The sequence below is a fragment of the Chryseolinea sp. T2 genome (genome assembly GCF_037203685.1).
Classification (GTDB): domain Bacteria; phylum Bacteroidota; class Bacteroidia; order Cytophagales; family Cyclobacteriaceae; genus Chryseolinea.
The window spans coordinates 291,857-316,701 of sequence record NZ_JBBCAU010000008.1 but is presented as its reverse complement, the minus strand read 5'-3'; the positions used below and the strand labels follow the sequence as shown (position 1 = coordinate 316,701).

General features: G+C 46.9%; 21 protein-coding genes. 17 read left to right on the top strand and 4 right to left on the bottom strand.

The annotated features are described in order from the left end of the window. Nucleotides 1-267: 267 nt before the first annotated feature. The 3 genes from tgt to WBG78_RS24470 are packed head-to-tail and all read left to right on the top strand — an operon-like array spanning nucleotide 268 to nucleotide 3,433. On the top strand, nucleotides 268-1,398 hold the full coding sequence (gene tgt / locus WBG78_RS24480; protein ID WP_337329146.1) for a tRNA guanosine(34) transglycosylase Tgt: 1,131 nt from the start codon (nucleotides 268-270) through the stop codon (nucleotides 1,396-1,398). Nucleotide 1,399: 1 nt separating this feature from the next. After that, on the top strand, nucleotides 1,400-2,530 hold the full coding sequence (locus tag WBG78_RS24475) for an LptF/LptG family permease (RefSeq protein WP_337329145.1): 1,131 nt from the start codon (nucleotides 1,400-1,402) through the stop codon (nucleotides 2,528-2,530). After that, nucleotides 2,531-3,433: a DMT family transporter gene (locus WBG78_RS24470; protein ID WP_337329144.1), complete on the top strand. Its 903-nt coding sequence runs from the start codon at nucleotides 2,531-2,533 to the stop codon at nucleotides 3,431-3,433. Nucleotides 3,434-3,480: 47 nt separating this feature from the next. Here WBG78_RS24470 and ispE read toward each other — a convergent pair whose 3' ends face one another. Continuing rightward, nucleotides 3,481-4,284 (bottom strand): 4-(cytidine 5'-diphospho)-2-C-methyl-D-erythritol kinase, encoded by an 804-nt coding sequence (ispE, locus tag WBG78_RS24465; RefSeq protein WP_337329143.1) that lies wholly within the window; start codon nucleotides 4,282-4,284, stop codon nucleotides 3,481-3,483. A 24-nt stretch (nucleotides 4,285-4,308) separates the two neighbouring features. Beyond that, on the bottom strand, nucleotides 4,309-5,121 hold the full coding sequence (locus WBG78_RS24460) for an enoyl-ACP reductase FabI (RefSeq protein WP_337329142.1): 813 nt from the start codon (nucleotides 5,119-5,121) through the stop codon (nucleotides 4,309-4,311). Between the two features lie 134 nt (nucleotides 5,122-5,255). Between WBG78_RS24460 and murI the strand changes: the two genes are divergently transcribed. From murI to WBG78_RS24410, 10 genes are all read left to right on the top strand, one after another. After that, complete coding sequence (gene murI / locus WBG78_RS24455) at nucleotides 5,256-6,071, top strand: glutamate racemase (protein WP_337329141.1); 816 nt, start codon at nucleotides 5,256-5,258, stop codon at nucleotides 6,069-6,071. A gap of 87 nt (nucleotides 6,072-6,158) precedes the next feature. Next, nucleotides 6,159-7,241: a complex I subunit 1/NuoH family protein gene (locus tag WBG78_RS24450; RefSeq protein ID WP_337329140.1), complete on the top strand. Its 1,083-nt coding sequence runs from the start codon at nucleotides 6,159-6,161 to the stop codon at nucleotides 7,239-7,241. A 58-nt stretch (nucleotides 7,242-7,299) separates the two neighbouring features. Further along, the gene (locus WBG78_RS24445; protein ID WP_337329139.1) at nucleotides 7,300-9,261 is read left to right on the top strand and encodes an ATP-binding protein; all 1,962 of its coding nucleotides are present in this window, start codon (nucleotides 7,300-7,302) and stop codon (nucleotides 9,259-9,261) included. Nucleotides 9,262-9,333: 72 nt separating this feature from the next. Beyond that, nucleotides 9,334-10,101 carry a NuoI/complex I 23 kDa subunit family protein gene (locus WBG78_RS24440; protein WP_337329138.1) on the top strand — a complete coding sequence of 256 codons (768 nt, stop codon included), beginning with the start codon at nucleotides 9,334-9,336 and terminating at the stop codon, nucleotides 10,099-10,101. Further along, complete coding sequence (locus WBG78_RS24435; protein WP_337329137.1) at nucleotides 10,098-10,607, top strand: NADH-quinone oxidoreductase subunit J family protein; 510 nt, start codon at nucleotides 10,098-10,100, stop codon at nucleotides 10,605-10,607. Before WBG78_RS24440 ends, WBG78_RS24435 begins: the two co-directional genes overlap by 4 nt. Continuing rightward, the gene (gene nuoK, locus WBG78_RS24430) at nucleotides 10,604-10,909 is read left to right on the top strand and encodes an NADH-quinone oxidoreductase subunit NuoK (RefSeq protein ID WP_337329136.1); all 306 of its coding nucleotides are present in this window, start codon (nucleotides 10,604-10,606) and stop codon (nucleotides 10,907-10,909) included. Before WBG78_RS24435 ends, nuoK begins: the two co-directional genes overlap by 4 nt. Further along, entirely contained in the window at nucleotides 10,906-12,870 is a 1,965-nt protein-coding gene (locus tag WBG78_RS24425; protein WP_337329135.1) for an NADH-quinone oxidoreductase subunit 5 family protein, read from the top strand. The genes nuoK and WBG78_RS24425 overlap by 4 nt, the downstream gene beginning before the upstream one ends. A gap of 35 nt (nucleotides 12,871-12,905) precedes the next feature. Next, the gene (locus WBG78_RS24420; protein WP_337329134.1) at nucleotides 12,906-14,519 is read left to right on the top strand and encodes a complex I subunit 4 family protein; all 1,614 of its coding nucleotides are present in this window, start codon (nucleotides 12,906-12,908) and stop codon (nucleotides 14,517-14,519) included. Between the two features lie 2 nt (nucleotides 14,520-14,521). Further along, the gene (locus tag WBG78_RS24415) at nucleotides 14,522-15,994 is read left to right on the top strand and encodes an NADH-quinone oxidoreductase subunit N (protein ID WP_337329133.1); all 1,473 of its coding nucleotides are present in this window, start codon (nucleotides 14,522-14,524) and stop codon (nucleotides 15,992-15,994) included. Between the two features lie 53 nt (nucleotides 15,995-16,047). Beyond that, on the top strand, nucleotides 16,048-17,931 hold the full coding sequence (locus tag WBG78_RS24410) for an amidophosphoribosyltransferase (RefSeq protein WP_337329132.1): 1,884 nt from the start codon (nucleotides 16,048-16,050) through the stop codon (nucleotides 17,929-17,931). Between the two features lie 53 nt (nucleotides 17,932-17,984). Here WBG78_RS24410 and WBG78_RS24405 read toward each other — a convergent pair whose 3' ends face one another. Beyond that, nucleotides 17,985-18,986, bottom strand: coding sequence for a glycosyltransferase family 9 protein (locus tag WBG78_RS24405; RefSeq protein ID WP_337329131.1), 1,002 nt, complete (start codon nucleotides 18,984-18,986; stop codon nucleotides 17,985-17,987). Nucleotides 18,987-19,052: 66 nt separating this feature from the next. On the opposite strand from WBG78_RS24405, the gene WBG78_RS24400 reads away from it, so the two are divergent. The 4 genes from WBG78_RS24400 to WBG78_RS24385 all read left to right on the top strand — a co-directional run bounded on the left by WBG78_RS24400 (nucleotide 19,053) and on the right by WBG78_RS24385 (nucleotide 23,811). Further along, a complete protein-coding gene (locus WBG78_RS24400; protein WP_337329130.1) occupies nucleotides 19,053-19,457 on the top strand; it encodes an EVE domain-containing protein in 405 nt (134 codons plus the stop codon). Between the two features lie 65 nt (nucleotides 19,458-19,522). Next, nucleotides 19,523-21,127 carry a hypothetical protein gene (locus WBG78_RS24395; RefSeq protein ID WP_337329129.1) on the top strand — a complete coding sequence of 535 codons (1,605 nt, stop codon included), beginning with the start codon at nucleotides 19,523-19,525 and terminating at the stop codon, nucleotides 21,125-21,127. After that, the gene (locus WBG78_RS24390; RefSeq protein ID WP_337329128.1) at nucleotides 21,078-22,619 is read left to right on the top strand and encodes a hypothetical protein; all 1,542 of its coding nucleotides are present in this window, start codon (nucleotides 21,078-21,080) and stop codon (nucleotides 22,617-22,619) included. The genes WBG78_RS24395 and WBG78_RS24390 overlap by 50 nt, the downstream gene beginning before the upstream one ends. A 70-nt stretch (nucleotides 22,620-22,689) precedes the next feature. Continuing rightward, nucleotides 22,690-23,811 carry a Gfo/Idh/MocA family protein gene (locus WBG78_RS24385; RefSeq protein ID WP_337329127.1) on the top strand — a complete coding sequence of 374 codons (1,122 nt, stop codon included), beginning with the start codon at nucleotides 22,690-22,692 and terminating at the stop codon, nucleotides 23,809-23,811. Nucleotides 23,812-23,866: 55 nt separating this feature from the next. Here the strand turns inward: WBG78_RS24385 and WBG78_RS24380 are convergent, their stop codons facing one another. Continuing rightward, complete coding sequence (locus WBG78_RS24380; protein ID WP_337329126.1) at nucleotides 23,867-24,826, bottom strand: alpha/beta hydrolase; 960 nt, start codon at nucleotides 24,824-24,826, stop codon at nucleotides 23,867-23,869. Nucleotides 24,827-24,845 lie beyond the last annotated feature (19 nt).

The window sequence follows — 24,845 nt, the reverse complement described above, 5'->3', positions numbered from 1 at the left end:
AGGGGAACAAGAGCGAAGAAGGTGTTGAAAAGACGGATGGCTGGTGCCTCTCTGGTGCCTCCCTGGTGGGGAGAAGGTCGTCCATAACAGTAGTGCTATTCGCCATCTGAAACGTTTGGAAAAATAAAACGGAGTTTGAGTGTAAGCGTTTTATTCAGTATGTACACTCCGTGTACCAGCCCCCCTGATTAGCCAAGCAAGCGGGAAAACAACTCCTTAGAATCGCAATCATTATGCATTCCCCAATTTTGTATTTTTGCGCCTTTTATGACTTTCGAGCACACCCACACTGATCGCGGTTCGGGCGCCAGGGCCGGAACTTTGACAACCGCACATGGCGTAATCCATACGCCGATCTTTATGCCCGTGGGGACCGCCGGTTCCGTAAAAGCAGTTCATCAAAGGGAGCTCGAAAGCGACATCAACGCGGAAATTATCCTTGGCAACACCTATCACCTCTACCTTCGTCCGGGTCTTGAACTGATTGAAAAGGCCGGTGGTCTACATAAATTCAACGGATGGTCGAGAGCGATGCTTACAGATAGTGGTGGGTATCAGGTTTACTCCCTTGGCGCTAACCGAAAAATTACTGAGGAAGGCGTCATGTTTAAGTCCCACATTGACGGGTCGAAACACGTGTTTACGCCCGAAAACGTTATGGACATTCAACGCACGATAGGCGCCGACATCATCATGGCTTTCGATGAGTGCACACCCTATCCATGCGAATATGGGTATGCGCAGAAATCCATGGGCATGACCCATCGATGGCTTACAAGATGCATTGAACAGTTATCGAAAGTTGATTATAAATACGGATACGAGCAGGTACTATTTCCAATTGTGCAGGGCAGTGTTTATAAGGATCTTCGTGAACAATCGGCAGAATTTATTGCCCGTCAGGAGCAATTTGGAAACGCCATCGGGGGACTCTCTGTGGGAGAGCCTCACGAAGACATGTATGCAATGACAAACCTGGTTTGCAGCATTCTCCCCTCGTCGAAACCGCGTTATCTGATGGGTGTGGGCACGCCTGAAAACATTCTGGAGTGTATCGCACTTGGCATAGATATGTTTGATTGTGTGATGCCAACGCGCAATGCCCGCAATGGTATGTTGTTCACTACTGAGGGCATTATTAACATCAGGAACGAGAAGTGGAAAGATGACCTTTCCCCTATTGATGCACAGTTGGGGGGCTACGCCAGCGGCAGTCATTCCAAAGCGTATCTCCGCCACCTGATCATTAACAAAGAAATTTTAGGCGCGCAAATTGCAACGCTGCACAATCTAACCTTCTATCTGTGGCTCGTTCGCGAGGCGCGAAAGCAAATACTGGAAGGAACGTTTGCCGCATGGAAGAACCGAATGGTAGAGAAAGTAAGCAGAAGACTTTAAGATGAAGCTGCTTGACAAATACATTATCAAACGGTTTCTAACGACGTTCTTCTTCGTCGTGCTGATCCTGCTTGCCGTGATCACGGTTATCGATCTCACGGAAAAGATGGACAAGTATGCCCGGTTTGGTCTGACCAAGCTGCAGATCCTTTCGTACTATCTTGATTTCATCCCGTGGATCGGAAGTCTGCTGGCACCTATCACGATATTTATCGCGACCGTTTACGTCTGTTCCAGGATGGCATCTCACACGGAGATCATCGCCATACTCAGCAGTGGTGTGAGTTTCAGAAGAATCCTCTTTCCATTCTTTTTGGGAGCATCACTCGTTGGCGGATTGAATTTCTATCTCAACGGATGGGTCATCCCGAACTCCAACAAGGAACGTCTGGAGTTTGAAGTTCAGTACTTAAAAACAAAGTTCTATTACGATCAACGGAACATCCATATCCAGGTAGCCCACGATGTATACCTTTACATGCAGAGCTATAACAATAGTAATCGAACTGGCTATCGCTTCACCCTGGAAAAGTTTGATGGCACACGTATGATTGAAAAACTTACCGCGGAACGTGTTGAGTGGGATTCCGTAAAAGTGAAATGGACATTGAGAAACTGGGAGCGAAGGAAGATAGAAGCCGTGTTTGCTGACGTGGCTAACAGGCCCGACAGTGCTGCCGGGAGTTCCATACCTATAAAAGTAGATAGCGTGCAGAAAGGCGAATCACTCGATACCGCATTGGTCATACGCCCTAAAGAATTTGAAAGCGACTATCGCAAGTACGAGAGTCTTACGATGAGCGAACTGGATAACTACATCAATACACTGCGCGCCCGTGGCACCACTGGCATCGAAGCATATGAAGTTGAGAAATTCACACGTTACACCTCGCCATTTACGATTTATATACTCGTTTTCATGGGAGTGATTGTAGCCTCGAGAAAAAGCAGAGGAGGAACGGGACCTCAGATTGCCATGGGATTCGTCCTGTCCTTTATTTTCATACTATTCTTTACGTTGTTCAGAACTTTCGCTGAAAATGGATCGTTACCTCCCGAGATTTCGGTGTGGATACCGAACCTCGTTTTCGGGGGCATATCCCTGGTGATGTATAAATACGTTCCGCGCTAAATGGCAACACGGTCAGACTACTTTAAATTACACTTCATTGTTTTTCTTTGGGGCTTCACGGCCATCATTGGGAAACTAGTGAGCATTCCAACTGTTGAGATGGTGTTCTATCGCGCTATCCTCGCTGCTCTCGGAATGGGTATCGTGATCTTGCTGACTCGTGGTACATTCCGTGTTTCCGGTAAGCAATTGATACAGCTCATTCTTATCGGCTTTGTTGTCGCGTTACACTGGGTTGCCTTTTTCGGAGCGGCGCGCGTTTCAAATGTGTCCGTGAGCCTTGTTGGCTTTGCTACTAATTCCCTGTGGACTGCCATACTCGTTCCGTGGTTCAACAGGACAGGGGTGAAGAAGTTTGAACTGATGCTGGGACTTGTTGTTTTGTTCGGGTTGTACATCATATTCTCCTTCGACTTTCAATATAAGCTGGGACTGTTTCTTGCCGTGATCGCTGGCCTTACGTCAGCTGTGTTTTCGATTTTCAATTCACGTCTGGTTCGGGACATTCCAGCGTTCACGATTACGTTCTACGAAATGATCGGGATATTCATTGGTCTGGCAGCATTCATGCCTGTTTACAAAGTGATGTGGGCTCCTGATCACGCACTTCATCTGGTGCCTACTACCTACGATTGGTTTTATATCGCGTTCCTTGCCATCGTATGTTCAGTCTATGCCTACTCAACCGCAGTGGAATTGATGAAGAAGCTCAGTGTCTTCCTTATTCAGCTGTCGTTAAACCTTGAACCGGTCTATGGGATTATTATGGCGGTGATGATCTTTGGTGATAAAGAAAAGATGGGCGCCAACTTTTATTTAGGCACGATCATCATTCTCTCCGCAGTGTTGCTTTATCCGGTATTTAAGCGACGCTTTGAAACCCAGCCTAAAATAGCAGACTGATCATTTGGTGTGGTGCTTAATCCTGACCATCATTTGACATGTGTTCGTTAGAGCCAGCCGCTCCATTTTATAACTGGTGAGCCGACCTGAACGTCAACTTCTTCCCGAAATAATCCATAAACCGTGGATCCTGTTCCGGAAAGACTGGCATAATACGCGCCCGCAGCGTAAAGCATCTCCTTCAATTCAGGAAGTACGGGAAATGCAGGAAATATAGAGTCTTCAAAATCATTGCGCATTACAGATTTCCACGACGAGGAATTTTCAGATACTACCTGGTCAATCGTAAGAGGTGGAATACGAGGAGTTATTCCAGCGAATGCCATTGCAGTACTAATGTGAATTTCCGGCTTTAGTAATACGGCGTAAGTGCCGGCAAGATTCAATTTAGTGATGGTAAGAATTTCGCCACGGCCCTTTCCTATCATTGGCCCGTCACCTATAAAGAAAGGACAATCGCTGCCAAGCATCGCTGCGTATTCAATCAGCTTATCTCTGTCAAGGTGAAGTTCAAACAGTTTGTCAAGCAGACGTAGCATCCAGGCGCCGTCGGATGATCCGCCGCCAAGACCTGCTCCCATAGGAATCACCTTGTGCAGATGAGCGCTTACCGCTCCGATGTTGAAGTCACGTTGAAGCAGCCGGTAGGCCTTTTCGATGAGGTTGGATGATGAATCACCAGGGATAACGTGCCCGCTATACGCGAAGGAAAGAGAGGAGGCATGAACCACCTCCAGTACATCCGTCCACGGTACAGGATAAAAGCAGGTCTCGAGATTGTGGTAACCGTCAGCGCGCTTCGCTGTGATGCGAAGACCGAGATTGATCTTGCATGGTGGAAACGCGACCATAGATTCGAATAGCGGACGCAGTCCCTATTTAGTCAGGCGGTCGATCAAATCTTGTGTGATACCTGTAGAAGAGAAGCCACCGTCGTGCATGAGGTTCTGCATGGTGACCATACGCGTGAAGTCAGAGAACATAGCCACAATGTAGTTAGCGCAATCTTCTGCCGAGGCATTTCCTAGTGGAGACATCATCTCTGCAAAATCGAAGAAAACATCAAAGCCTGAAATGCCGGAGCCAGCTGTTGTCTTGGTGGGTGATTGAGAAATAGTATTTACGCGTACTTTTTTCAGCTTGGCAAAACGAGCTCCATAGCTGCGGGCAATAGACTCAAGCATTGCTTTTGCCTGTGCCATGTCTGTATAATCAGGATATGAGCGTTGCGCAGCGATGTAGCTAAGTCCGATAATCGAACCGTATTCGTTCATGGCATCCAGCTTCTCAAGCGTCTGCATGATTTTATGAAAAGAGAGTGCCGATATATCGAGAGTCTTGAGGTACCACTCATAATTCATGTCGCCGTACGACTTGCCCTTGCGAATGTTCGGGCTCATTCCAATAGAATGGAGTACGAAGTCCAGTTTACCTCCCAGCACCTCTTCGGATTTCGCGACCAGATTCTTCAGGTCCTCTTCAGAAGTCGCATCAGCAGGAATGACTTCTGCGTTACATGCTTTGGCCAGCTCATTAATTTTGCCAAGGCGCATGGCTATCGGTGCATTAGTAAGTGTAAATGACCCGCCTTCCTCTTTTACTTTGAGCGCCGTTTTCCAGGCAATTGAATTTTCATCCAGCGCGCCGAAGATAATTCCCCGTTTTCCTTTTAAGAGATTATTTGCCATGCTTTGACTTTGTTAATAAGGGGCAATAATACGCATTTTAAAGGTTCAGCAACAGATGGCGCCAACTTTCTCGTGGTACACGGACATGCCTGTCGAACGTGTTCATCCATAGTGTATATTCGCACGCTTCAAATATGAATTCACGCGCTTCTCAGCCGATTGGTGTATTCGACAGCGGTATTGGTGGCCTTACAGTTGCCCATGCCATTCGTGAATTACTGCCTAACGAGAACATGATTTACTTCGGCGACACCGCCCACCTTCCCTATGGTGACAAGTCAGAAGCAGCCATTCAAGCTTATTCAATCCGGATCGCCGACATACTTCTCAAGAAGGGTTGTAAGGTGATTGTTATTGCATGCAACTCTGCCTCTTCGGCTGCCTATGAATTGCTGCGTGAGTACGTGCGCAAAGACACGCATATTATCAACGTAATCGATCCGATGGTAGACTATGTACTGGAGCATTTCGCGGGGCAAGACATTGGGCTTATTGGAACAAAGAGGACAGTGCAATCGGGAGTATATGCCCGTAAGATTGAGGAGGGGAACAAGAACATTCGGCTGCATTCATTGGCCACGCCACTATTGGCTCCAATGATTGAAGAAGGCTTTTTCAACAATCAGATAAGCCAGGAAATTATTGCTCAGTATTTATCGGATGCAAAGCTTTCCGGCATTGAGGCTCTCATCCTGGCCTGCACGCATTATCCGCTTATTATAAGTGAGATTGACACTTATTATCATGGCGAGATGTCCGTATTAGATTCCTCGGCAATTGTTGCGCGCGCACTTCGTGAATACCTCACACGTGAAAATTTGCTTAATGACGTTCGTCGACCGGAGCGACTGTTCCTCGTTTCAGATTACACTGAGTCGTTCGCAGCAGCCGCACGCATGTTTTTTCACGACGAAGTGCAACTGGAAAGACACGCCCTTTGGAACAGCTAATGCATGTATGTTTCTACTCAAGAATCGAAAAATCGCCATGCTAAATATTATGACCTTAGTGGATCGATTTAACCCAGACCCCACACATTGACCACGGTCATATTCATATTGCCCTTTCTGCTGATTTACACGGTTTTGGCAACATATGCTGAACGAAAGATTGCTGCTTTCATTCAGGACCGGATGGGACCGATGGAAGTGGGCTACTATGGTTTGGCCCAATCTATTGCGGATCTGTTAAAGCTTATTCAAAAGGAAGATATCGTAACAGATAAAGCCGATCGCACGCTGTTTCGAATAGCTCCAATCGTAATATTCACGACAGTCTTTGCCGGTTTTGCTGTTATACCGCTCAGTGCCGGATGGAACGGAGCTCCAATTTCTACAGGACTATTTTTCCTGCTGGCTATCGTGTCGCTCGATGTGATCGGTATTGTAATGGCCGGATGGAGTTCGAATAACAAATACAGTATGATGGGAACGATGCGCTCTGCAGCGCAACTTATCTCATACGAGGTACCTCTTGGGCTATGCGTAGTATGTGTTTGTATGCTAAGTCAAACGCTCGACCTGCAACAAATATCTTATCAGCAAAGTACGCTCAGCACGGAACAGGAATTCTTGTTTGGCATCCCTGCAACAGGAATTCAAACAAACAATATCGGAGGATTCTTCTTGTGGAACATCTTCCGCATGCCGCTGCTCGCTGTTGTTTGGGTGATATTTTTCATTTCATCGCTGGCCGAAAGTAATCGCGCTCCATTCGATTTACCGGAGGCCGAATCTGAAATCGTTGCTGGTTTTCAAACCGAGTACAGTGGATTCAGGTGGGCCATCATCATGCTGGCAGAATACGGAATGATGTTGCTGGTGAGTATACTCGGAGCAATACTATTTTTTGGTAGCTGGTCTTCGCCTCTTCCCAATATAGGAGCATTAAAGCTGGGCGACTGGACGAACGGTGCACCTGGCAGCGTTGCTTCATTTGTGTGGGGAACATTTTGGCTGTTAAGTAAATCGTTGTTCTTTATTTGCCTCCAAATGTGGGTTCGCTGGACCTTTCCCCGCTTACGTGTTGACCAGCTTATGTCTTTATCTTGGAAGTACCTAACGCCGATATCATTGTTGTTAATTATTGCTATCGGAACTTGGAAACTAATTTTTGGTTGATCCTGTGAAAAACTTTTTTCTTGTACTGCTAGGCAGTCTTTTTTTTATTACTCAAGCGGTGGCTCAGAATAAGGCCGACAGCCTCAGAAGGGTGCTGGACAGTAATCCGCCCGACTCGATTAGGGTGCGCACGTTGATTGCCTTATCATCACATCATCAATACGTTGACTTTCGCCAGGCACGGGTCTATGCCGATGAGGCGCTCTCAATTGCATCCAAAATCAATGATCTACCCATAAAGGTTGCAGCCTATCAGAACAAGGCCGTGCTTCTTACTATGAGTGGCGACTACAGTGCTGCACTGCGTTACGACAATCTTACGCTGGAGAACGATATTTTATTAAAAGACAGTACCAACATCTCACGGGATTATAACAATATCGGAAACGACTATTACGATCTGGGAGAATACGACGATGCCTTTTTTTACTTCTCATTGTCGCACCGGATCGCCGCTGCATCACAAGATACGTTCCGTATGCTCGTTGCTGATCATAACCTTGGACGCGTGTTTAAAGAAATGGGGCAATACGAAACTGCAGTACAACACCTGCTCGCCTCAAAACGTCTTAGCGATCATTTGAGAGACGAAGAAGGCCTCGCCTACACGTACGATGAATTGGGCGATGTTCAATTACGACGTCAACAGTACGACTCAGCTGAAAAGTCGCTCTCCTATGCTTTGAAAGTTGCACGCAAGGGCGATTATAAGGTTGTACAACCCCGGATATACGGGAAGCTGGCAACCGTATCATTCAGAAAGGGGGCTCATGATCGCGCCCTCGCATTTTACGATACGGCATATCGCCTGAATGAGCAAACTACTGATCGCCACGGAATGGCTGAAGTGGATCTTGGACGCGCCGTTATCTTCACCAGTCAAAATCGTTATGATCAGGCGCTGGCCAATTTGGAGACCAGCCTCACCGTTGCGAAAGAATTGAACGCACGTATCCTGGAGATCAAATGCTATAATCAACTTTCACAACTGTGGGAGATGAAGGCTGACTATCAAAAGTCGTTGATGTATTATAAGCAATACAAGCAGCTTGAGGATTCGCTTTTCAGTCAGGAGTTGCAAGGCAAGCTTCTGCGGAGTCAGCTTCGCTTTGAAACAGAGTCGCGCGACTCACAGATCGCTATGCTCAGCCAGAAAGATGCACATCAGAGCAGCGAGTTGAGAAAGCAGGAATTTGTGCGCAATATTCTGGCCGTGGTGATGGCACTCAGTGTTATTCTGCTGATCAGTGTTTACCGAAGCGGAAGAAGGCGCAGGCAGATTAATACGCTCTTGCTCCAGCACCAGGAAGAGATGGAGAAACGAAGCGAAGAGCTTGAACGCCTCAACCAGGTTAAGGACAAGTTTTTCTCGATCATATCTCACGATCTGCGCTCACCAATTAACGCATTGTCAGGCCTGCTCGATCTCCTTGACAAGGGAGCGGTATCGGCCTCAGAACTTCCTAAACATATCAAGGAACTTAAGGCTCGTTTCAATCATACCCGCACACTGCTGAACAACCTGCTTGACTGGACGTTGCTCCAGATGGACAAACTCAGCGTACAGGCTGCGAAAATTGACATCTATAATATTGTAGAGGAAAACATCCAGCTGCTTACTTCTGTTCAGAGCAAAGACATTCGTTTGATCAATGAAGTGCCCCGGAATGCCATTGGCTTTGCGGATTCAAATACCATTAATCTTGTAATCCGTAACCTGATCACAAACGCAATCAAGTTTACTAACGATGGCGGTACTGTGCGCATTGCCTCACGTGAAAAGGATTCGGAATGGCTGGTATCTGTTAAAGACAACGGAGTAGGGATGAATAACGACGTACTGAAGATGCTGTTCGACAAGACATCCCCTTACACCACGCGAGGAACGGCTAATGAAAAAGGTACCGGCCTCGGACTGATCCTTTGCAAGGAGTTCGTGGAAAAGAATGGCGGCCGCATCTGGGTTGAAAGCGAAGAAGGAGTGGGCAGCACGTTCTTTTTTACCTTACCAAGGGCCTGATTTTACGTCCGATGTGGTAATGTTGCAAAGAGGTTGACTCGGGATCAGTCCGAATGTCTATCTTTGCAGTAGATGATACGATCCACCAATACGTATTTCTCCAATATTTCTCTGGTTATCAGGTCGTTAGTTGCCGGCCTCCGGATTACGATAAAGCACCTTTTTAAGGCAAGGCGTACCCAGCCCATTGTCGCTATCAACAGCGCGAATTATTTCGACAAGCGATCGGGTATAGCCACTATTCAGTACCCATATGAAATGCAACCTGTCCCTGACAACGGGAGGTACAGGCTTCACAATGAAATTGACGACTGCATTGTCTGCGATAAGTGCGCGAAAATATGCCCGGTCGATTGTATCGAGATCGAGCCGGTTCGAGCCATTGAAGAGATAGGCAAGACCTCTGATGGCACATCAAAGCGCATTTATGCAGCGAAGTTTGACATTGATATGGGCAAGTGCTGCTTTTGCGGCCTTTGTACAACCGTGTGCCCCACAGAATGTCTCACCATGACAAAGGTGTACGACTTCAGTGTAACTGATATTCATGAACACAACTTTGCTTTCGGCGAGATGAGCGAGGCAGAGATCTCTGAGAAGAAGCGGATATTGGAAGAATATCAAAAGGCAAAGGCTGCACCCACGCAGAAGGAAGTGCCTGCTGTGAAAGAAGCGCCTGCAGCAAAAGAAGCAGATGATGTTAAAGGGGGACCTGCTGTTTCGGGTTCCACAGAAGGTCCTGTTTCTGATACACCAAAAGCAGGCGAAGCACCCCGGCCGGCCAAACCAGTATTCAAACCCAGAATCAAGCCACCCTCTCCACCGTCGACGTCGTCATGAACGCAGCCACTATACTGCATTACTTTTTTATTACGACTGCAGCCGTTGCAACGGTAGCGCTGGTGTTTGCCCGAAGCGTATTCTATGGTGCCCTGTATTTGATGATCATACTTTTGTCACTTGCCGGACTATACGTTCTTTCGTTTGCCGAGTTCCTGGCTGTGACACAGATACTTGTTTACGCTGGTGGAGTTCTCGTGCTGATCATCTTTGCCATCATGCTCACCTCAAATCTTAACGGCAAGCCTCTATTGGTAGATCATAGCAATCGCCTTTCCGGTGGGTTGCTGGGACTTACCCTGCTTTCTATACTTGTATATCTTATTGCCGGACAGATTAATTGGAACAATGCTTATGGCTCCGAGGCTTTTGCACTACCTGTATTTGGCAGATTGCTAATGACTCGTTATGTATTGCCATTTGAATTGATCGGCATCGTCCTGTTAATAGCCTTGATTGGCGCTGCCGTCGTCGCGTCGTCCTCCACCAAACGCCCGAAACCATGACGCCCGATTACGATCTGCTCTTTCTTGGCGCTTTGCTCTTTTCGGCCGGGTTATCGATTGTCATAATCAAACGCAACATGATCTTCGTACTAATGGGTATTGAGTTACTTCTCAACTCATCGGTATTAAACCTTGTTGCTTTTAACCGAATTCACAATGATGTGCCTGATGGTCAGATATTCGGACTATTCGTGATTGTGATTGCGGTTTGTGAGGCAGCTGTTGGATTGGCTATTGTAATTCAGGTCTACAGATACTATCAGTCGTCTGTGCCGGACCAGATAAACGAATTGAAAGAATGACGATCAGCGCACAAATACTCTCTGCCGACACGCTGATTTCCGGCGTATTGCCTGCGCTATTGCTGCCGCTGATTTCAGCGATCGTTTGCCTGATCGTAAGTGAAAAATACGGCTGGGTAGTTGCATTCATTTCTCCCCTGTTTCTGCTGGTCAGTGCCGCCTTTGCTGTGTACACTTGTTACCATCAACTGGGTAGCGACCCCTTGATCTTCAACCTGACCTGGTTCTCTGTTGCCGGGCGGGAGTTTGACATAAACCTGCTTTTGAATAATATCTCGACGCTCATGATGTCCGTTGTGAGCGTCGTTTCGTTTCTGGTGCATGTGTATTCCATCGGATACATGGCTGACGACGCAGCACAAAGAAGATACTTTAGTATGCTTGGCCTGTTCACATTTGCCATGCTGGGGATCGTCGTTTCCGGAAATTTCCTTCTACTGTTTATGTTTTGGGAATTGGTTGGTTTCTCGTCATACATGCTCATCGGCCACTGGTATGAAAAACCCGAAGCTGCAGATGCCGCAAAGAGGGCCTTCCTCTTTAACAGGCTTGGAGATGCCGGGTTCGTGGTTGGTTTGATGGCTATTTGGAGTGGCTATGGAACATTCAACTTCGCTGATATTGATATTGCCAACGGTGGCGGATGGCAGATCGTAGCCGGTATTGGTGTACTCTGCGGAGTTCTTGGAAAGTCTGCACAATTTCCTTTGTTTGGATGGTTGCCTAAAGCAATGGAGGGACCTACTCCGGTCTCAGCTTTGATCCATGCAGCAACCATGGTCGCGGCAGGTGTGTACTTGCTCGATCGCGTGTTCTGGATATTCGCGCCACCTGTTCTTATCACAATTGCAATCATTGGTGCCAGCACAGCATTGATCGGTGCCTGTGCGGCAATCGGGCAGCATGACATGAAGCGCATCCTCGCCTATTCGACTATGTCGCAGTTAGGTTTGATGGTGATGGCCGTTGGAATGGAAGCTCCATTCGCATCCATGCTACATCTTATTACCCACGCCTTTTTCAAGGCTGGATTATTCCTCGCGGCGGGTTGTATTATTCATACACTGCATCAGGCGCAACATCATTCACGTGACTCATTTGATGTACAGGATATTCGCAATCTGGGAGGACTCAGAAAACGCCTTCCCTTTACCTTCGTGGCATTCCTGGTCTGCGGCTCGGCGCTTGCAGGCTTACCATTCTTTGCCGGATTTCTTTCAAAGGAAGCCATATTGGAAGCCGCGCTCCATTGGGCGAGCCATGGACAGTCGTGGCGATGGCTGTTGGCGGGTAGCGCCTTCGTTGTCTCATTCCTTACTCCTATTTACACCTTTCGGATGATATGGAAGATTTTCATGGACGAAGAAGTGCTGACTCAAAACCTGGAAATTGCGGAAGCGCCACCTGTAATGCGCTTTCCGTTGCTGATATTATCTATTGCAAGTCTTTGGTTTGCCGTTTCCTTTAACCCTTTTGATTTTAACGGTTGGGTGTTCCGAAATATTTCTGACTTTATTCCACCTGCTGCCGGGGCGTCCCACCATCCCTTTCCCTGGCTCAGTTTTGCATCTATTTTTTGGATTGCCCTTGCCCTCGCTCTTGCCTACTTCAGCAGGAACGCCAGCATCAGGTCTCGGCTGTTGTACGAGGCATTTTACTTTGATAAGGTAATTCATCTTTCAGTGGAACTTCCAATAAACTTCCTCGGCAATATGACGAGAAGGCTTGATAGAAAGTGGATCGATGGTACGCTGCATACAGCAGCATACACCTATACCATACTCGCCCATGTGGTCGGATGGTTTGACCGCTTTGCAATTGACGGGCTCGTAGATGGTGTCGCCTGGTCGGCGAGAATGGTTGGGTATTCCGTTCGGCGGTTTCAGCGTGAAGGCGTTCAGCTTTATATTTTCTGGGCCCTTTTTGCAATCATTATTTTTATAATTTGGACACTTCTTTAGATAGTACGGTCAAGGCAATAAATAATCTACGTTAAATGCAGGAGATCCAGCTATCGTTACTCATTTTCACGCCTCTCCTTGCCGCATCTATCGGGCTGTTGATACCGGCTGTTAATTCTGGCTTGTTTCGCTATCTCAGTCTCGTGGCTAACCTGATTCAGATAGCTGTTATCGCTTCAGTGTTAAGCCTCTTTAAATCGGGTGATGGCATACAGTTCGTTGAATACCAATCCTGGATTACTATCGATCTCGGCACCTGGGGGACTTTAAGGGCCGCGTACTTCCTTGGTGTTGATGGATTGAGTCTTCCGCTCGTTGCACTATCAGTCGCGATCCTGTTGATTGCCACTATTTCGTCGTGGAACGTGAAGCGTCAGACAAAAGGATATTTCCTCCTTTTGCTACTGCTCAATGCAGCGATAATCGGCAGCTTTACAGCTCTCGATTTCCTGCTGTTCTATCTGTTCTTTGAGTTCATGCTGCTGCCAATGTTCTTCCTGATTGCTCTGTGGGGAGGGCCTCGCCGTGAATACGCTTCCATTAAATTCTTTCTCTACACGCTCGTAGGTTCTATTTTCATCCTCGTTGCCATGATTGCCTTGTACATTTCTGTGCAGGAGCCAATGGGGTCGCAGCAAATTGTGCACAGTTTCAACCTCGTGAACATGCGCGATTGGTCAAACTACCTTCCAGGGTCTGTGTTAGAGCCAGGTAATGCCAGATTGATTGGAATCTTTGACGCGCGTCAGTGGTGTTTCCTTTTATTGTTCCTGGGATTCGGTATCAAACTGCCCATGGTTCCTGTGCACACGTGGCTTCCTGACGCACACGTAGAAGCGTCAACACCGGTATCGGTCCTTCTGGCAGCTTTGCTACTAAAGATCGGCGGCTACGGACTCCTGCGTATAGCATTTCCGTTATTTCCTGATGCCGCGGCTTATTTTGGATCGTTTGTTGGATGGGTCGGTGTTGTTTCTATCATCTACGGTGGTCTCAATGCAATGTCCAGCAAGGACCTCAAGAGAATGATTGCCTATTCATCAGTCTCCCACATGGGATTTGTGCTGATCGGAATGGCATCGTTGACTCCAGAGGGTGTGTCGGGCAGTGTTTATCAGATGTTCAGTCACGGCATCCTTTCTGCAATGTTGTTCCTTCTTGCAGGTGTTGTCTACGACCGCACACACGACCGGACGATTGATCACTACTCAGGGCTCTATAAAAAGATGCCTGTATATTCCACTTTTGTACTTATCGCTTTCTTCGCTTCGATGGGATTGCCCGGTTTTGCAGGATTCATTGGCGAAATACTTGTGTTCCTGGGCGCTTTCAAATCAAATAGTGCCGGCGGGCCGCTGCATGAAAGTCTGGCCATCATTTCAACGGTGGGGCTGGTGGTATCGGCAGTATACTTCCTGTGGACACTGCAGCGGATGTTCTTTGGTCCTTTCTTTGTCAAGGGTGAGATCCAGGCCGATGACCTTACAGATCTGCGGAGCCATGAATACCTTGTGCTGTTGCCTCTGGCAACAGCTGCCTTGTTTTTCGGAATTATTCCACAACCCTTGGTCAATGTGATTGAACCGTTTGCTAAAGATTTTACTACGTTCATCTTAAACGCTGGCACTTCAATTCACTCAACTCACTGATCGTGGAGCAGCTTGCTGAGAACATCAGATCCATCAATACAAGCGTTACGCATGTCACGCCGGAAGTCATCCTTGTGCTTGCTATCGTAGTAGTGCTTGTTACAGGACTGATGACTTCGGGCAAGCTCCTGCTTACAATCCTTAGTTCCGCTTTCGTTCTCGCTTCTCTATTAACTTGTTGTCAACGGATTGAAGAGCCAATCCAACGTCCGCTCTTTGACGGAATGCTGACTGGCGATTCATATGGTACCTATATCAAGATATTGCTGGATATCGCAACGTTGCTTACGATCTGGATGTCGTGGACGAACAAGAAGATTACTGATCGCCTCTCAGAATATTACATCGTGCTTATAGGGACCCTGCTGGGTGCTCATTTCCTGTCGATGAGCATCAACTTCATCTCTGCCTTCATTTCTCTTGAGCTCATATCGCTTGGATCTTATGTCCTCACGGGATATACGTTTGACCGCCGCGGGGCCGAGGGTAGTTTCAAATACTTTGTGTTTGGATCTGTTGCATCTGCGATTATGCTCTATGGTTTCAGTTTACTTTACGGGCTAAGTGGAACCTTATCTTTTGGCAATGCTGATTTCGCCTCTGTACTGGCAGGATCGAACGGTATGCTGATGTATACATCCGCTATCATGGCACTAACAGGCTTTCTATACAAGATCGCGGCGGCTCCCATGCATCCATGGGCGCCCGATGTTTACGAAGCGGCGCCTCTGCCAATAGTAGCCTACTTTTCTGTGGTGCCTAAACTTGCCGGACTGGCGGTACTCATTCGCTTCTCAGAAGCACTTCCGGGCGTCAACGGACTGCCTGACTGGCAGAATGTATTGGCGTTGATAGCGATCCTCAGCATCACTGTGGGTAATTTTGCGGCTTTGTGGCAACAGAATCCAAAGCGACTGATGGCCTATTCGTCTATTGCCCAGGCTGGATTTCTACTCGTCGGTGTCGTGGCTGTTGACTTTGATGGAATTCGGATCGCTTTATTCTACGCATCTGTTTACCTGGCGGCAAACTTTCTCGTGTTTGTATATCTGCAGTTTTATGAATCCAAAGGTATTGATACGCTGGAATCGTTTTCGGGATCAGGAAGGTCGTCATTGGTGCAATCGTTATTTCTGCTCGTAGGACTCATAGCTCTCACAGGACTGCCTCCAACGGGCGGTTTCACCTCCAAACTCTTCATTTTTTCTGCATTGTGGGAGGCATACAACGCGTCAGAGAAGCCATTACTCCTCTGGCTGTTAGTTTTCGGTCTGTTAAACACTGTAGTTTCACTTTTTTACTACATCCGAATCCCCTATTTCGCATTCATTCGCCCCGGGTCCAGAAATCTTGAAACAAAATTCCTGTCGTTTGAAAATCTTTTTGGCCTGGTTATAGTTCTAGTCGTACTCGGTCTTTTCTTCAAGCCCGGCATGTTGATGGGATGGATTAATAAAATTAACTTTGCGTTATAATTCATTCTATTGCGTGCTGAATTGGTGAGCCCGAATGATAAACACATAAATCCATGAGCGACCAGATCCTTCATGAATGCGGTATTGCCCTGATCCGCTTGCGAAAGCCTCTTTCGTATTACATCGAAAAATATGGTCCCATGTACGCTGCTAACAAGATGTACATCCTCATGGAGAAGCAGCACAACAGGGGCCAGGATGGCGCAGGGATTGCCAACATCAAAATTGACGTCGATTCGGGACATCGGTATATCAGCCGATATCGCTCTGTAAAGACGCAACCCGTTGCAGATCTCTTTAGAAAGATCGGGAAGAAATATCGCAAGGCTCAGAAAGAGGGCAAAGACAAATTCAGAGACGAGCACTGGCTAAAGGAGAACGTGGCTTTCTCCGGCGAACTTTGGCTTGGTCACCTTCGCTATGGCACCCATGGCGTCAACAGCATTGAAAACGTACACCCTTTCCTCCGTCAGAACAACTGGCGTAGCCGTAACCTCGTAATGGCCGGCAACTTCAACATGACCAATGTTGATGAATTGTTCGACCTCCTCGTCGATCTGGGCCAGCACCCCAAAGAAAAAGTGGATACCGTGACCGTTATGGAGAAGATCGGCCACTTTCTTGATGAAGAAGTACAGGGACTTTTTCAAAAATATAAGGACAAGTTTTCGAACCGCGAGATATCCGAGATCATTGAAAACGAGCTGAACATTCCGCGATTGTTACGTCGTGCATGTAAAGACTTCGATGGTGGATACACAATGGCCGGTCTTATTGGATCCGGCGCATCATTTGTTGTTCGCGATCCGAACGGTATTCGCCCCGCCTACTTTTATGCAAATGATGAAGTTGTGGTGGTGGCATCTGAGAAGCCTGCTATCAAGACTGCTTTCAACGTTGAATACGATCAGATCGAAGAGATCACTCCTGGTCATGCACTCGTTATCGACAAGAACGGCGAGTATGGGCAACATGCGATACTCAGGGCCGGAGAAAAGAAGTCTTGCAGCTTTGAACGCATCTATTTCTCACGCGGGAATGATCCTGACATTTACAGGGAACGCAAGCAACTTGGTCGTCTCCTCGTGCCTCAGGTACTGCGCGCTGTAAACTTCGATATCAAGAATACAGTATTCTCATTTATTCCGAATACAGCTGAAACCGCATTCTACGGCCTGATGGCTGGTATCGAAGATTACCTGATCAACAAGCAGAAGGAGATCATCATTGACCAAAAACCATCCGTTGACTCATTAGAAGACATTCTTTCTTTCCGGCCAAGGATTGAAAAGCTGGTTATGAAAGACGCGAAACTGCGAACTTTCATTGTCGATGATGAGCATCGCGACGAAATGGTTGCTCACGCTTATGATACGACGTACGAAGTAATCCGAAAAGGAATTGATACACTTGTGGTGTTGGATGATTCGATCGTGAGGGGCACCACTCTTGAAAAGAGCATTCTTATTATGCTCGATCGCCTGCAGCCGAAGAAAATAGTAGTTGTTTCGTCTGCTCCGCAGATCCGCTTTCCTGATTGCTACGGTATAGACATGAGCCGCATGGGTGACTTCGTTGCCTTTCGCGCAATGATTGCTTTGCTAAAGGATCATGGAAAGGATTACCTTCTTGGAGAAGCTTACGAGCAGGCTACGCGCGCACGCGGGCATCAAACACAGCAAAACTTTGTGAAACAGTTATACGATCAGTTTACTGATGAGGAACTGTCTCATAAAATATCTGAAATCGTTCGTCCGGTTGGCATGCATGCTGATTTGGAAGTTGTATTTCAAACCGTAGAGAATCTTCACAAGGCCATACCGAACCACTCTGGTGATTGGTATTTCACTGGTGAATATCCCACAGCTGGTGGCATGAAGGTCGTCAACAGGTCTTATGTCAACTATATGGACGGCAAGTTGGTACGGGCATACTAACCTTTTGAACCAAAATAGAACGCTTCAGGTACCGTAAGGATCATGCTGCGCTCTTAGGGAAGATAGAAGTCGAACGCGATATCACGCATGCATTTGAAATGTCCTTTTGGACACCGATCAAATCCTTGGGACGAACACGGCCTGCACTCCAGATCAGTGCGTTCCATTATCGTATAACGGGTGCGGTAGGGGTAATTTCCAAGCAACGAAGTAGTACTTCCCCACAGTCCGAATACCTGCTTTCTGAAAGCAGATGCTACGGCAACAAAATCATTGTCAAAAGTGAAAACCGCCAGTGACTGCCTGATAATGCTCGCCATCTGGTTGAAACTATACTTTCCGCAAGCATTGTAAATGTGAGTGCGCGCGGCAAATATTGATTCATTCTGTTGCAGGCGACGAGGTCCAGAACCTGAAAAGAAACTCCAGATTACTTCAGCATTGTCGTGGTCTTCGCTTGTGCCGAGCAACACGATTGGCCTTCGGATCTTATCGCAGAGCTCGATCATTCTATCGAGCGGAAGTTTCCTCGTTAAGAATGGCGCGCTTATACAAAAGACAACATAACCGCGGCGAAAAGCTTCTGGAAAGCCCTGCCGCGAAACCATATCATGAGTGGGTATAAAGAAATCCAGGCCAAGGTTGTCGCCTTTAACTCCAAGTGGACGCACCGCGTCAATCATATGCTCAACGGCATGCTTACTGGAAATCTGGTTTATTTTGAACCTTACCATTAGCCATTTCTTCCATCGATTTGTAGTGAGACGACGTTTGGGCGACGTTACAAAGCGCAATAGGACCGTTGATCTCCACTGTTCGTCCAGATTTATAATGACATCGAACCGTTCATCCATCAATTTTCTCCATGTAACAAACGTGGCTGCAAACAGGTGGATCTTTGCTATATAAGGGTTCTCCCTCAGAAGATATGAAGTTTCAGGATGCACCAGCACATGCACGGAGATGTCATCGATATCCACTCGCAAACCCCGAATTGCTGGGGTCGCAAAGATCACATCGCTGATCGATTCTCCACAAACTACAAGTGCCTTCATTTATATTTTCGGTCACAGGAAATTACAAAGAGTATTTGCTAATTTGTATAGCTTAACGGTTAAGTTATGAACTATTGGTTGATGAAAACTGAACCTGAAACATTCTCGTGGGATGACCTCACCCGCGACAAAAAAGCCGGATGGGACGGCGTTAGAAATTTTCAGGCGCGCACGCATCTTAAAAACATGAAGGTCGGTGATCAGGCTTTTTTCTATCACACCGGTGATGAGAAAGCTGTTGTTGGAATCGCCAAAATAACTAAGGAACATTATCCTGATCCTACCGACAACGAATGGGTGGCGGTAGAAATTGTTCCTGTTAAAAAACTTAAAAAACCAGTGACGCTGGCCCAGATAAAAGCCGATAAGCGTTTAAGTGATATGGTGCTCGTAAAGGCATCACGGCTTTCAGTTCAGCCGGTAAAACCCGATGAATTTGATAAAGTAGTATCCCTGAGTGAAGCCGGGTAACGGATTGTGCCCTTTAAAAGCGGTGCGTTTAGAAATGTTTGTATGTTTTGCCTCTTAACATGTTCGTGAAACCGTCATACTCCAAAGTGTTGTTCGCTACATGGCTAGCGTTGTTTTGTCTTGTGCTCACATTGAGCGCTGTGACTCCTGCCCGTGCGCAAATGAGCCAGCCCCGGCGCTACGAAAAAATTCAAAAGAACGCCGATGATGGTTTCAATATCATTTCGCTTGGACATGACGGAATTGCTTTGTTTCGCGACCTCAATAAGTATAGAAATTCCAACAAGCTTTGGCAGCTGATTTATCTGGATACTGCGCTTCAGGAAAAGAAGGACATTGAGTTTGAACTTAACGATCGTAATAAATTCCTTGGGTATGAGGTAGCATCAGATCGGTTGTTCCTGTTGTTTCGAACCGGAGAAACTACAAAGAATGATTTCGAACTGATTGAGATCACCTTTAGCGGAAATGAAGCAGGACGTTATCAGTTCAAGCCCGATCTCGACTTCAAACTTACCCATTTTACAAAGGCTGGTCCAAACTTCATATTCGGAGGTTATGTAAACAACGAGCCCGCTGTTGTGCTCTTTGAATTATCTTCGAATCACATACGGGTATTACCAGGCTTCTTTCAGAAAGACACCGAACTGGTTGATCTGCGCGCGAATGAGAATCAGACATTCAATACTGTACTCATAGATCGGGGCACGAAAGAAAACAGGAAACTTCTATTCAGAACATTCGATGAAACCGGCAAACAATTGCTGGACGATCTGGTGCCGATTGAAAGTAATATATTCCTGCAGACAGGTATAACGAGTACCCTTCAGCGGGAAGACCTGGCAGTTTTAGGAACCTGGGGCGAACGAAACTCGAAGCAATCGATAGGGTTCTATTTTATGAATGTGGATCCTTTCAGCGAGCAGCAGCTTAAGTATGTCGACTTTGGACAACTTCAACATTTCGTAGACTACCTTAATCCTAAGCGGGCAGAACGGGTAAAGGAAAGTTCAAAAGCCGACCTTGCCGCGAAGCGTATTCCAAACTTCACATCATACGTTACACCTCACAGACTCAAGGAGTACAAAGACGGCTATCTTTTGCTTGCTGAAATCTACACTCCAGTCTCTACAACCAGTCCATACTATTCAAATCCATATTACTATAATCCGTACTACGGAGGCGGTAGCGCATTTTCACCCTTCTATTTCCCCGGCACAGGAAGAATGTACCGGCCATACAGCTTTAATAGCGCAGGGCGTACAATGAGTGAGATCAAGACATCTCAGGCAAGTGTGCTCAGTTTCGATCCGCAGGGAAAAATTCGTTGGGATCAAAGCGTAAAGATTGAAGATGTAAGAATGGCAGGTGTTGACCAGGTGGCCGATTTTCATATCGAGGGCAACAAGCTTACGTTGCTTTACAAAAAGGAATCCGAGCTCAAGCTAAAATCCGTCATACTCGACAGTGACAAAACAGAAGAATTGACAAGTCCTATTTATACAGGCGCCGCCGAAGACAACATCAGAAGCGAGCGCGAATATGAAGGAGGAGTTCGTCATTGGATAGACAACACGTTTTACGTCTGGGGGTATCATACCGTCCGTAACACGAACAGCGATGACAGAGTGCGCGACGTCTTTTATATCAACAAAGTGGTGGTCAGGTAGCCTTATTGTTCTTGCGCTTATCTCACACTTCTTATGCAACGCTCAACAAGTGTTGCAAACCAATCGCTTTGAACTTTTCTCCTCACGCGATGAAACAGCATTCGACGTTTTACCGGCCCATGAAAATGGCCTGTTCCTATATCGTCGCGTGGGGACCGACAGACAGGATCATATCCAGTTGATAAAGCTGGACACTGCTTTTAAAGAGCAGTGGAAAGGCTTCCTGCCGATCGACAATCGTTTCGTATTAGTGGGCAAGAAAGTTGAAGAAGGTAAACTCTATTTCCTGCTTAGATACCATGACTTCACGCGCAATAACTTTCAGTTGTTTTCAATCGACGTAGCTACAGGTGATTTTGTCCTGCGGGACATTAAGAACTTCATCCCCTTTACTCCTACTGAATTCCAGGTGACTCACAAGGGCGCAATCATGGGCGGATATTATAACCAGGTTCCGGTTGTCATATATTATGCATTTGAAACGGGAAGAGCCAGAGTGCTGCCCGGGCTGCTTAATGAGGCCGGAGATCTTACGCAACTGAAGGCCTATGCCGATGGCACGTTTGATGTATTGATCAGTGCACGCAACTATAAAGGTCAGAATACTATATTCATCAAGAGCTATGATGAGAATGGAGACCTCCTCAGAAACTTTGCACTCGAACCCACTGATAACAGCCATTTGATATTTGCACGCTCTATGAAAACGCCAAACAACTTAGAGATTGTCGCGGGAGTTTTCGGAGGCAAGAACTCGCTGTACTCACGAGGATTGTTTCTCGCAGGTATCGATTTGGATGGCCATCAGCAGTTGCGCTACTACAACTATGGTGACCTCGATAATTTTTTCAAGTACATGAAAGCCAAGCGTGAGGCAAGGGTCAAGGAGCGAATCGAGAGACGCAAAATAAAGGGCAAAAAAACAAAGTTCAATTACCGTTTCCTTGTGCATGAAATCGTGCCGTACAAGAATCAATACATACTGTTGGGCGAAGCGTTCTATCCAAAGTATGTCTCGACAGACCACTCGCTAAGTCCATTCTTTTACAACTCGGGCGGTATGCCTTCTACTATGATGCGCGACGGACGACTCTTTGATGGCTACCACTACACGCACGCTGTAGTGATGGGTTTTGATCAGAAGGGCAATCTACTTTGGGATAACAGCTTCGAGATTAATGATGTAAAGACGTTTACTCTGGAGCAGTTTGTAAAGCTGGAGGTCCAGGGCGACAGGATTGCACTATTGTATCTTTTCGACAATGAACTGCGCACCAAGATCATTCAGGATGATCAGGTGCTCGAAGGAAAAAGTATTGAAGATATTAAAACAAACTTCGACAGTGACATTGTTCGCAAAGAGCAGACGTCGATGAACAAGCTGGAATACTGGTATAAGGACTATTTCTACGCATACGGAGTACAGGAAATCGCAAACGCAGAGCGGGGCAAGCGAAGGGTCTTCTTTATCAATAAGATTACATGCAATTAATACCGCGCAACAAATATCTGACGTGCGACTCTAAAAAAATGGTAAGTTAGAGAACGCTTACCTTTTAGATATGAAACTCCACCCCTGGCTACTCTTCATGGCTCTGATAATGTTTATGTCACTGCCAACACGGTTGATCTATGCGCAAGCAAACAAAAAGCCGTTGCGTCTTGCAGTGGTGCGCACAACCCATGGCCATTCGGGATGGATCCTTGGACGAAAAGGAAAGGACGACGTAACCCTTGTTGGAGTTTACGAGCCTGACAAAGCGCTCGCCGAACAACAGGCAAAGCGTTACAATCTTCCGGCATCGTTGTTCTACACGGACTTGAGTAAAATGCTCGACGCCGTGAAACCAGAGGCTGTTGTCGCTTTTGGGTCTATATACGAACATGAAGCCGCCGTCGAGGCATGTGCCCCAAGGGGAATACATGTTATGGTTGAAAAGCCGCTCGCCACGACCGTCGCCCAAGCGGAAAAAATGAAGGCTCTTGCCATTAAACACAAGATCCATCTATTGACGAACTATGAGACTTCATGGTATCCAACAACTCAAAAGACTTACGCGTTGGTAAATGACAGCGCATATGTTGGGAAACTGAGGAAGGTTGTTGTTCACGACGGGCATGAAGGTCCGAAAGAAATCGGCGTAGGAAAAGAATTCCTGGACTGGCTCACCGATCCTGTACAAAACGGGGGTGGCGCACTCATCGACTTTGGGTGCTATGGTGCTAACATTATGACTTATCTGATGAAAGGAGAGCAACCCGTTTCTGTTACCGCTGTCACCCAGCACTTCAAGCCAGAGATCTATCCCAAAGTGGACGATGAAGCGACAATCATCGTAACTTATCCTTCTTCACAATGCATTATACAAGCATCCTGGAACTGGCCTTTTGGTCGTAAGGACATGGAAGTATATGGCGAGACCGGATACGTCGTTTCGCTTAACAATACAGCTATGCGCATGAGGAACAAACAGATAAAATCTGAAGTAATGCGTCAGGCAACCCTTGAAGAAACCGGTGTGTATCTGGACCCATTCTCATACTTCGCCGATGTGGTCAGTGGAAAGATCAAGTTACGAAGCCATGATCTTTATTCGTTGGACAACAATGTTACTGTCGTCCGGATTCTTGAGGCCGCCCGTAATTCCGCTGCCTCAGGCAAAGCAGTCGCCCTCTCCAGGTAAGATATTCGCAATAATGAAAGCGTCACAAAATTCGTGAGCGATATCGGTTTTTCACCTATTTTGTTAAACGACCCAGAACAGACTCGATAATGGTCTGCTGAAATCGGGCAGGCTCGGCTGTCGGGAGGTTGTGAGCGGTAGATTCAAATACAAAGATCTGCTTATCAGGGGCCTTTACCTGATTGTAAAAGTCGGTCGTTAATTTTGTCGATGTTTGATAGTCCCGTCCTCCGACAAAAAAGTATATCGGGCACTCCACGCGGGGCAGAGCAGTTAGAAAATTCACTTCGCTGGCTTCATTAAAAAGTTCAAGCCACTTCGTTGACCAAGTAAGCACGGTTTCTTTTGAAGGCTCCTTTGCACCCGCATAGTGCAAAAGCCATTTCCTCTGGTAGTACAACTGTTCGCCCGTGGCAAAGGGAATTTTTACGGCAGCCAGCTCTTTGGTGGCTACCTGGTTTTTTTCTTCGGCCGCTTTTTGCTGCATACGTGCAAGAGCCAGCCGTTCACTTTCCGCCTGGTAAATCATTGGACACACGGCGATGTAGGCTTTTAAAAGCTCAGGGCGTTGGGCAGCCACCTCCATGCCCAGAAATCCTCCCCAGGAATGGCCCATCAGATAGATTTTATCGACACTAAATTTTCCGCAGAGATATCTAACCACTTCGATAGCGTCGCTGGTCATTAATTTTACTGTCAGTGAAACAGGACTCTTGTTTATCTCACCAGTTTTCCCGCTTTCCCGCTGATCCCAGTTGACCACCACAAAATGCTTTCTTAGGGCACCGGTAAACTTATCACTGTAACTGATCACCGAGTTTCCGGGTCCGCCATGCAGAAACAGTAACACCGGATTTCGTCTGTTCTCGGACTTAATGCTGACCCACTGCCGGATACCGCCAATCGGTATGGCCATCGCAGTATCTATTGCCTGGCCAGTAGATGGGGTTGCACCCATCAGGAGTATCCAGCACAACAACAACGTCATATTGTTTTTGAATGGAGACTTGGCCATGAACAAATGTAATCGATTA

Coding starts and splice junctions, on each gene's coding strand:
- murI (WP_337329141.1), top strand. CDS start 5,256: ATGAATTCACGCGCTTCTCAGCCGATTGGTGTATTCGACAGCGGTATT.
- WBG78_RS24420 (WP_337329134.1), top strand. CDS start 12,906: ATGCAGGAGATCCAGCTATCGTTACTCATTTTCACGCCTCTCCTTGCC.
- tgt (WP_337329146.1), top strand. CDS start 268: ATGACTTTCGAGCACACCCACACTGATCGCGGTTCGGGCGCCAGGGCC.
- WBG78_RS24380 (WP_337329126.1), bottom strand. CDS start 24,826: ATGGCCAAGTCTCCATTCAAAAACAATATGACGTTGTTGTTGTGCTGG.
- WBG78_RS24460 (WP_337329142.1), bottom strand. CDS start 5,121: ATGGCAAATAATCTCTTAAAAGGAAAACGGGGAATTATCTTCGGCGCG.
- WBG78_RS24470 (WP_337329144.1), top strand. CDS start 2,531: ATGGCAACACGGTCAGACTACTTTAAATTACACTTCATTGTTTTTCTT.
- WBG78_RS24475 (WP_337329145.1), top strand. CDS start 1,400: ATGAAGCTGCTTGACAAATACATTATCAAACGGTTTCTAACGACGTTC.
- WBG78_RS24400 (WP_337329130.1), top strand. CDS start 19,053: ATGAACTATTGGTTGATGAAAACTGAACCTGAAACATTCTCGTGGGAT.
- nuoK (WP_337329136.1), top strand. CDS start 10,604: ATGACGCCCGATTACGATCTGCTCTTTCTTGGCGCTTTGCTCTTTTCG.
- ispE (WP_337329143.1), bottom strand. CDS start 4,284: ATGGTCGCGTTTCCACCATGCAAGATCAATCTCGGTCTTCGCATCACA.
- WBG78_RS24405 (WP_337329131.1), bottom strand. CDS start 18,986: ATGAAGGCACTTGTAGTTTGTGGAGAATCGATCAGCGATGTGATCTTT.
- WBG78_RS24390 (WP_337329128.1), top strand. CDS start 21,078: ATGACAGAGTGCGCGACGTCTTTTATATCAACAAAGTGGTGGTCAGGT.
- WBG78_RS24435 (WP_337329137.1), top strand. CDS start 10,098: ATGAACGCAGCCACTATACTGCATTACTTTTTTATTACGACTGCAGCC.
- WBG78_RS24385 (WP_337329127.1), top strand. CDS start 22,690: ATGAAACTCCACCCCTGGCTACTCTTCATGGCTCTGATAATGTTTATG.
- WBG78_RS24410 (WP_337329132.1), top strand. CDS start 16,048: ATGAGCGACCAGATCCTTCATGAATGCGGTATTGCCCTGATCCGCTTG.
- WBG78_RS24425 (WP_337329135.1), top strand. CDS start 10,906: ATGACGATCAGCGCACAAATACTCTCTGCCGACACGCTGATTTCCGGC.
- WBG78_RS24440 (WP_337329138.1), top strand. CDS start 9,334: ATGATACGATCCACCAATACGTATTTCTCCAATATTTCTCTGGTTATC.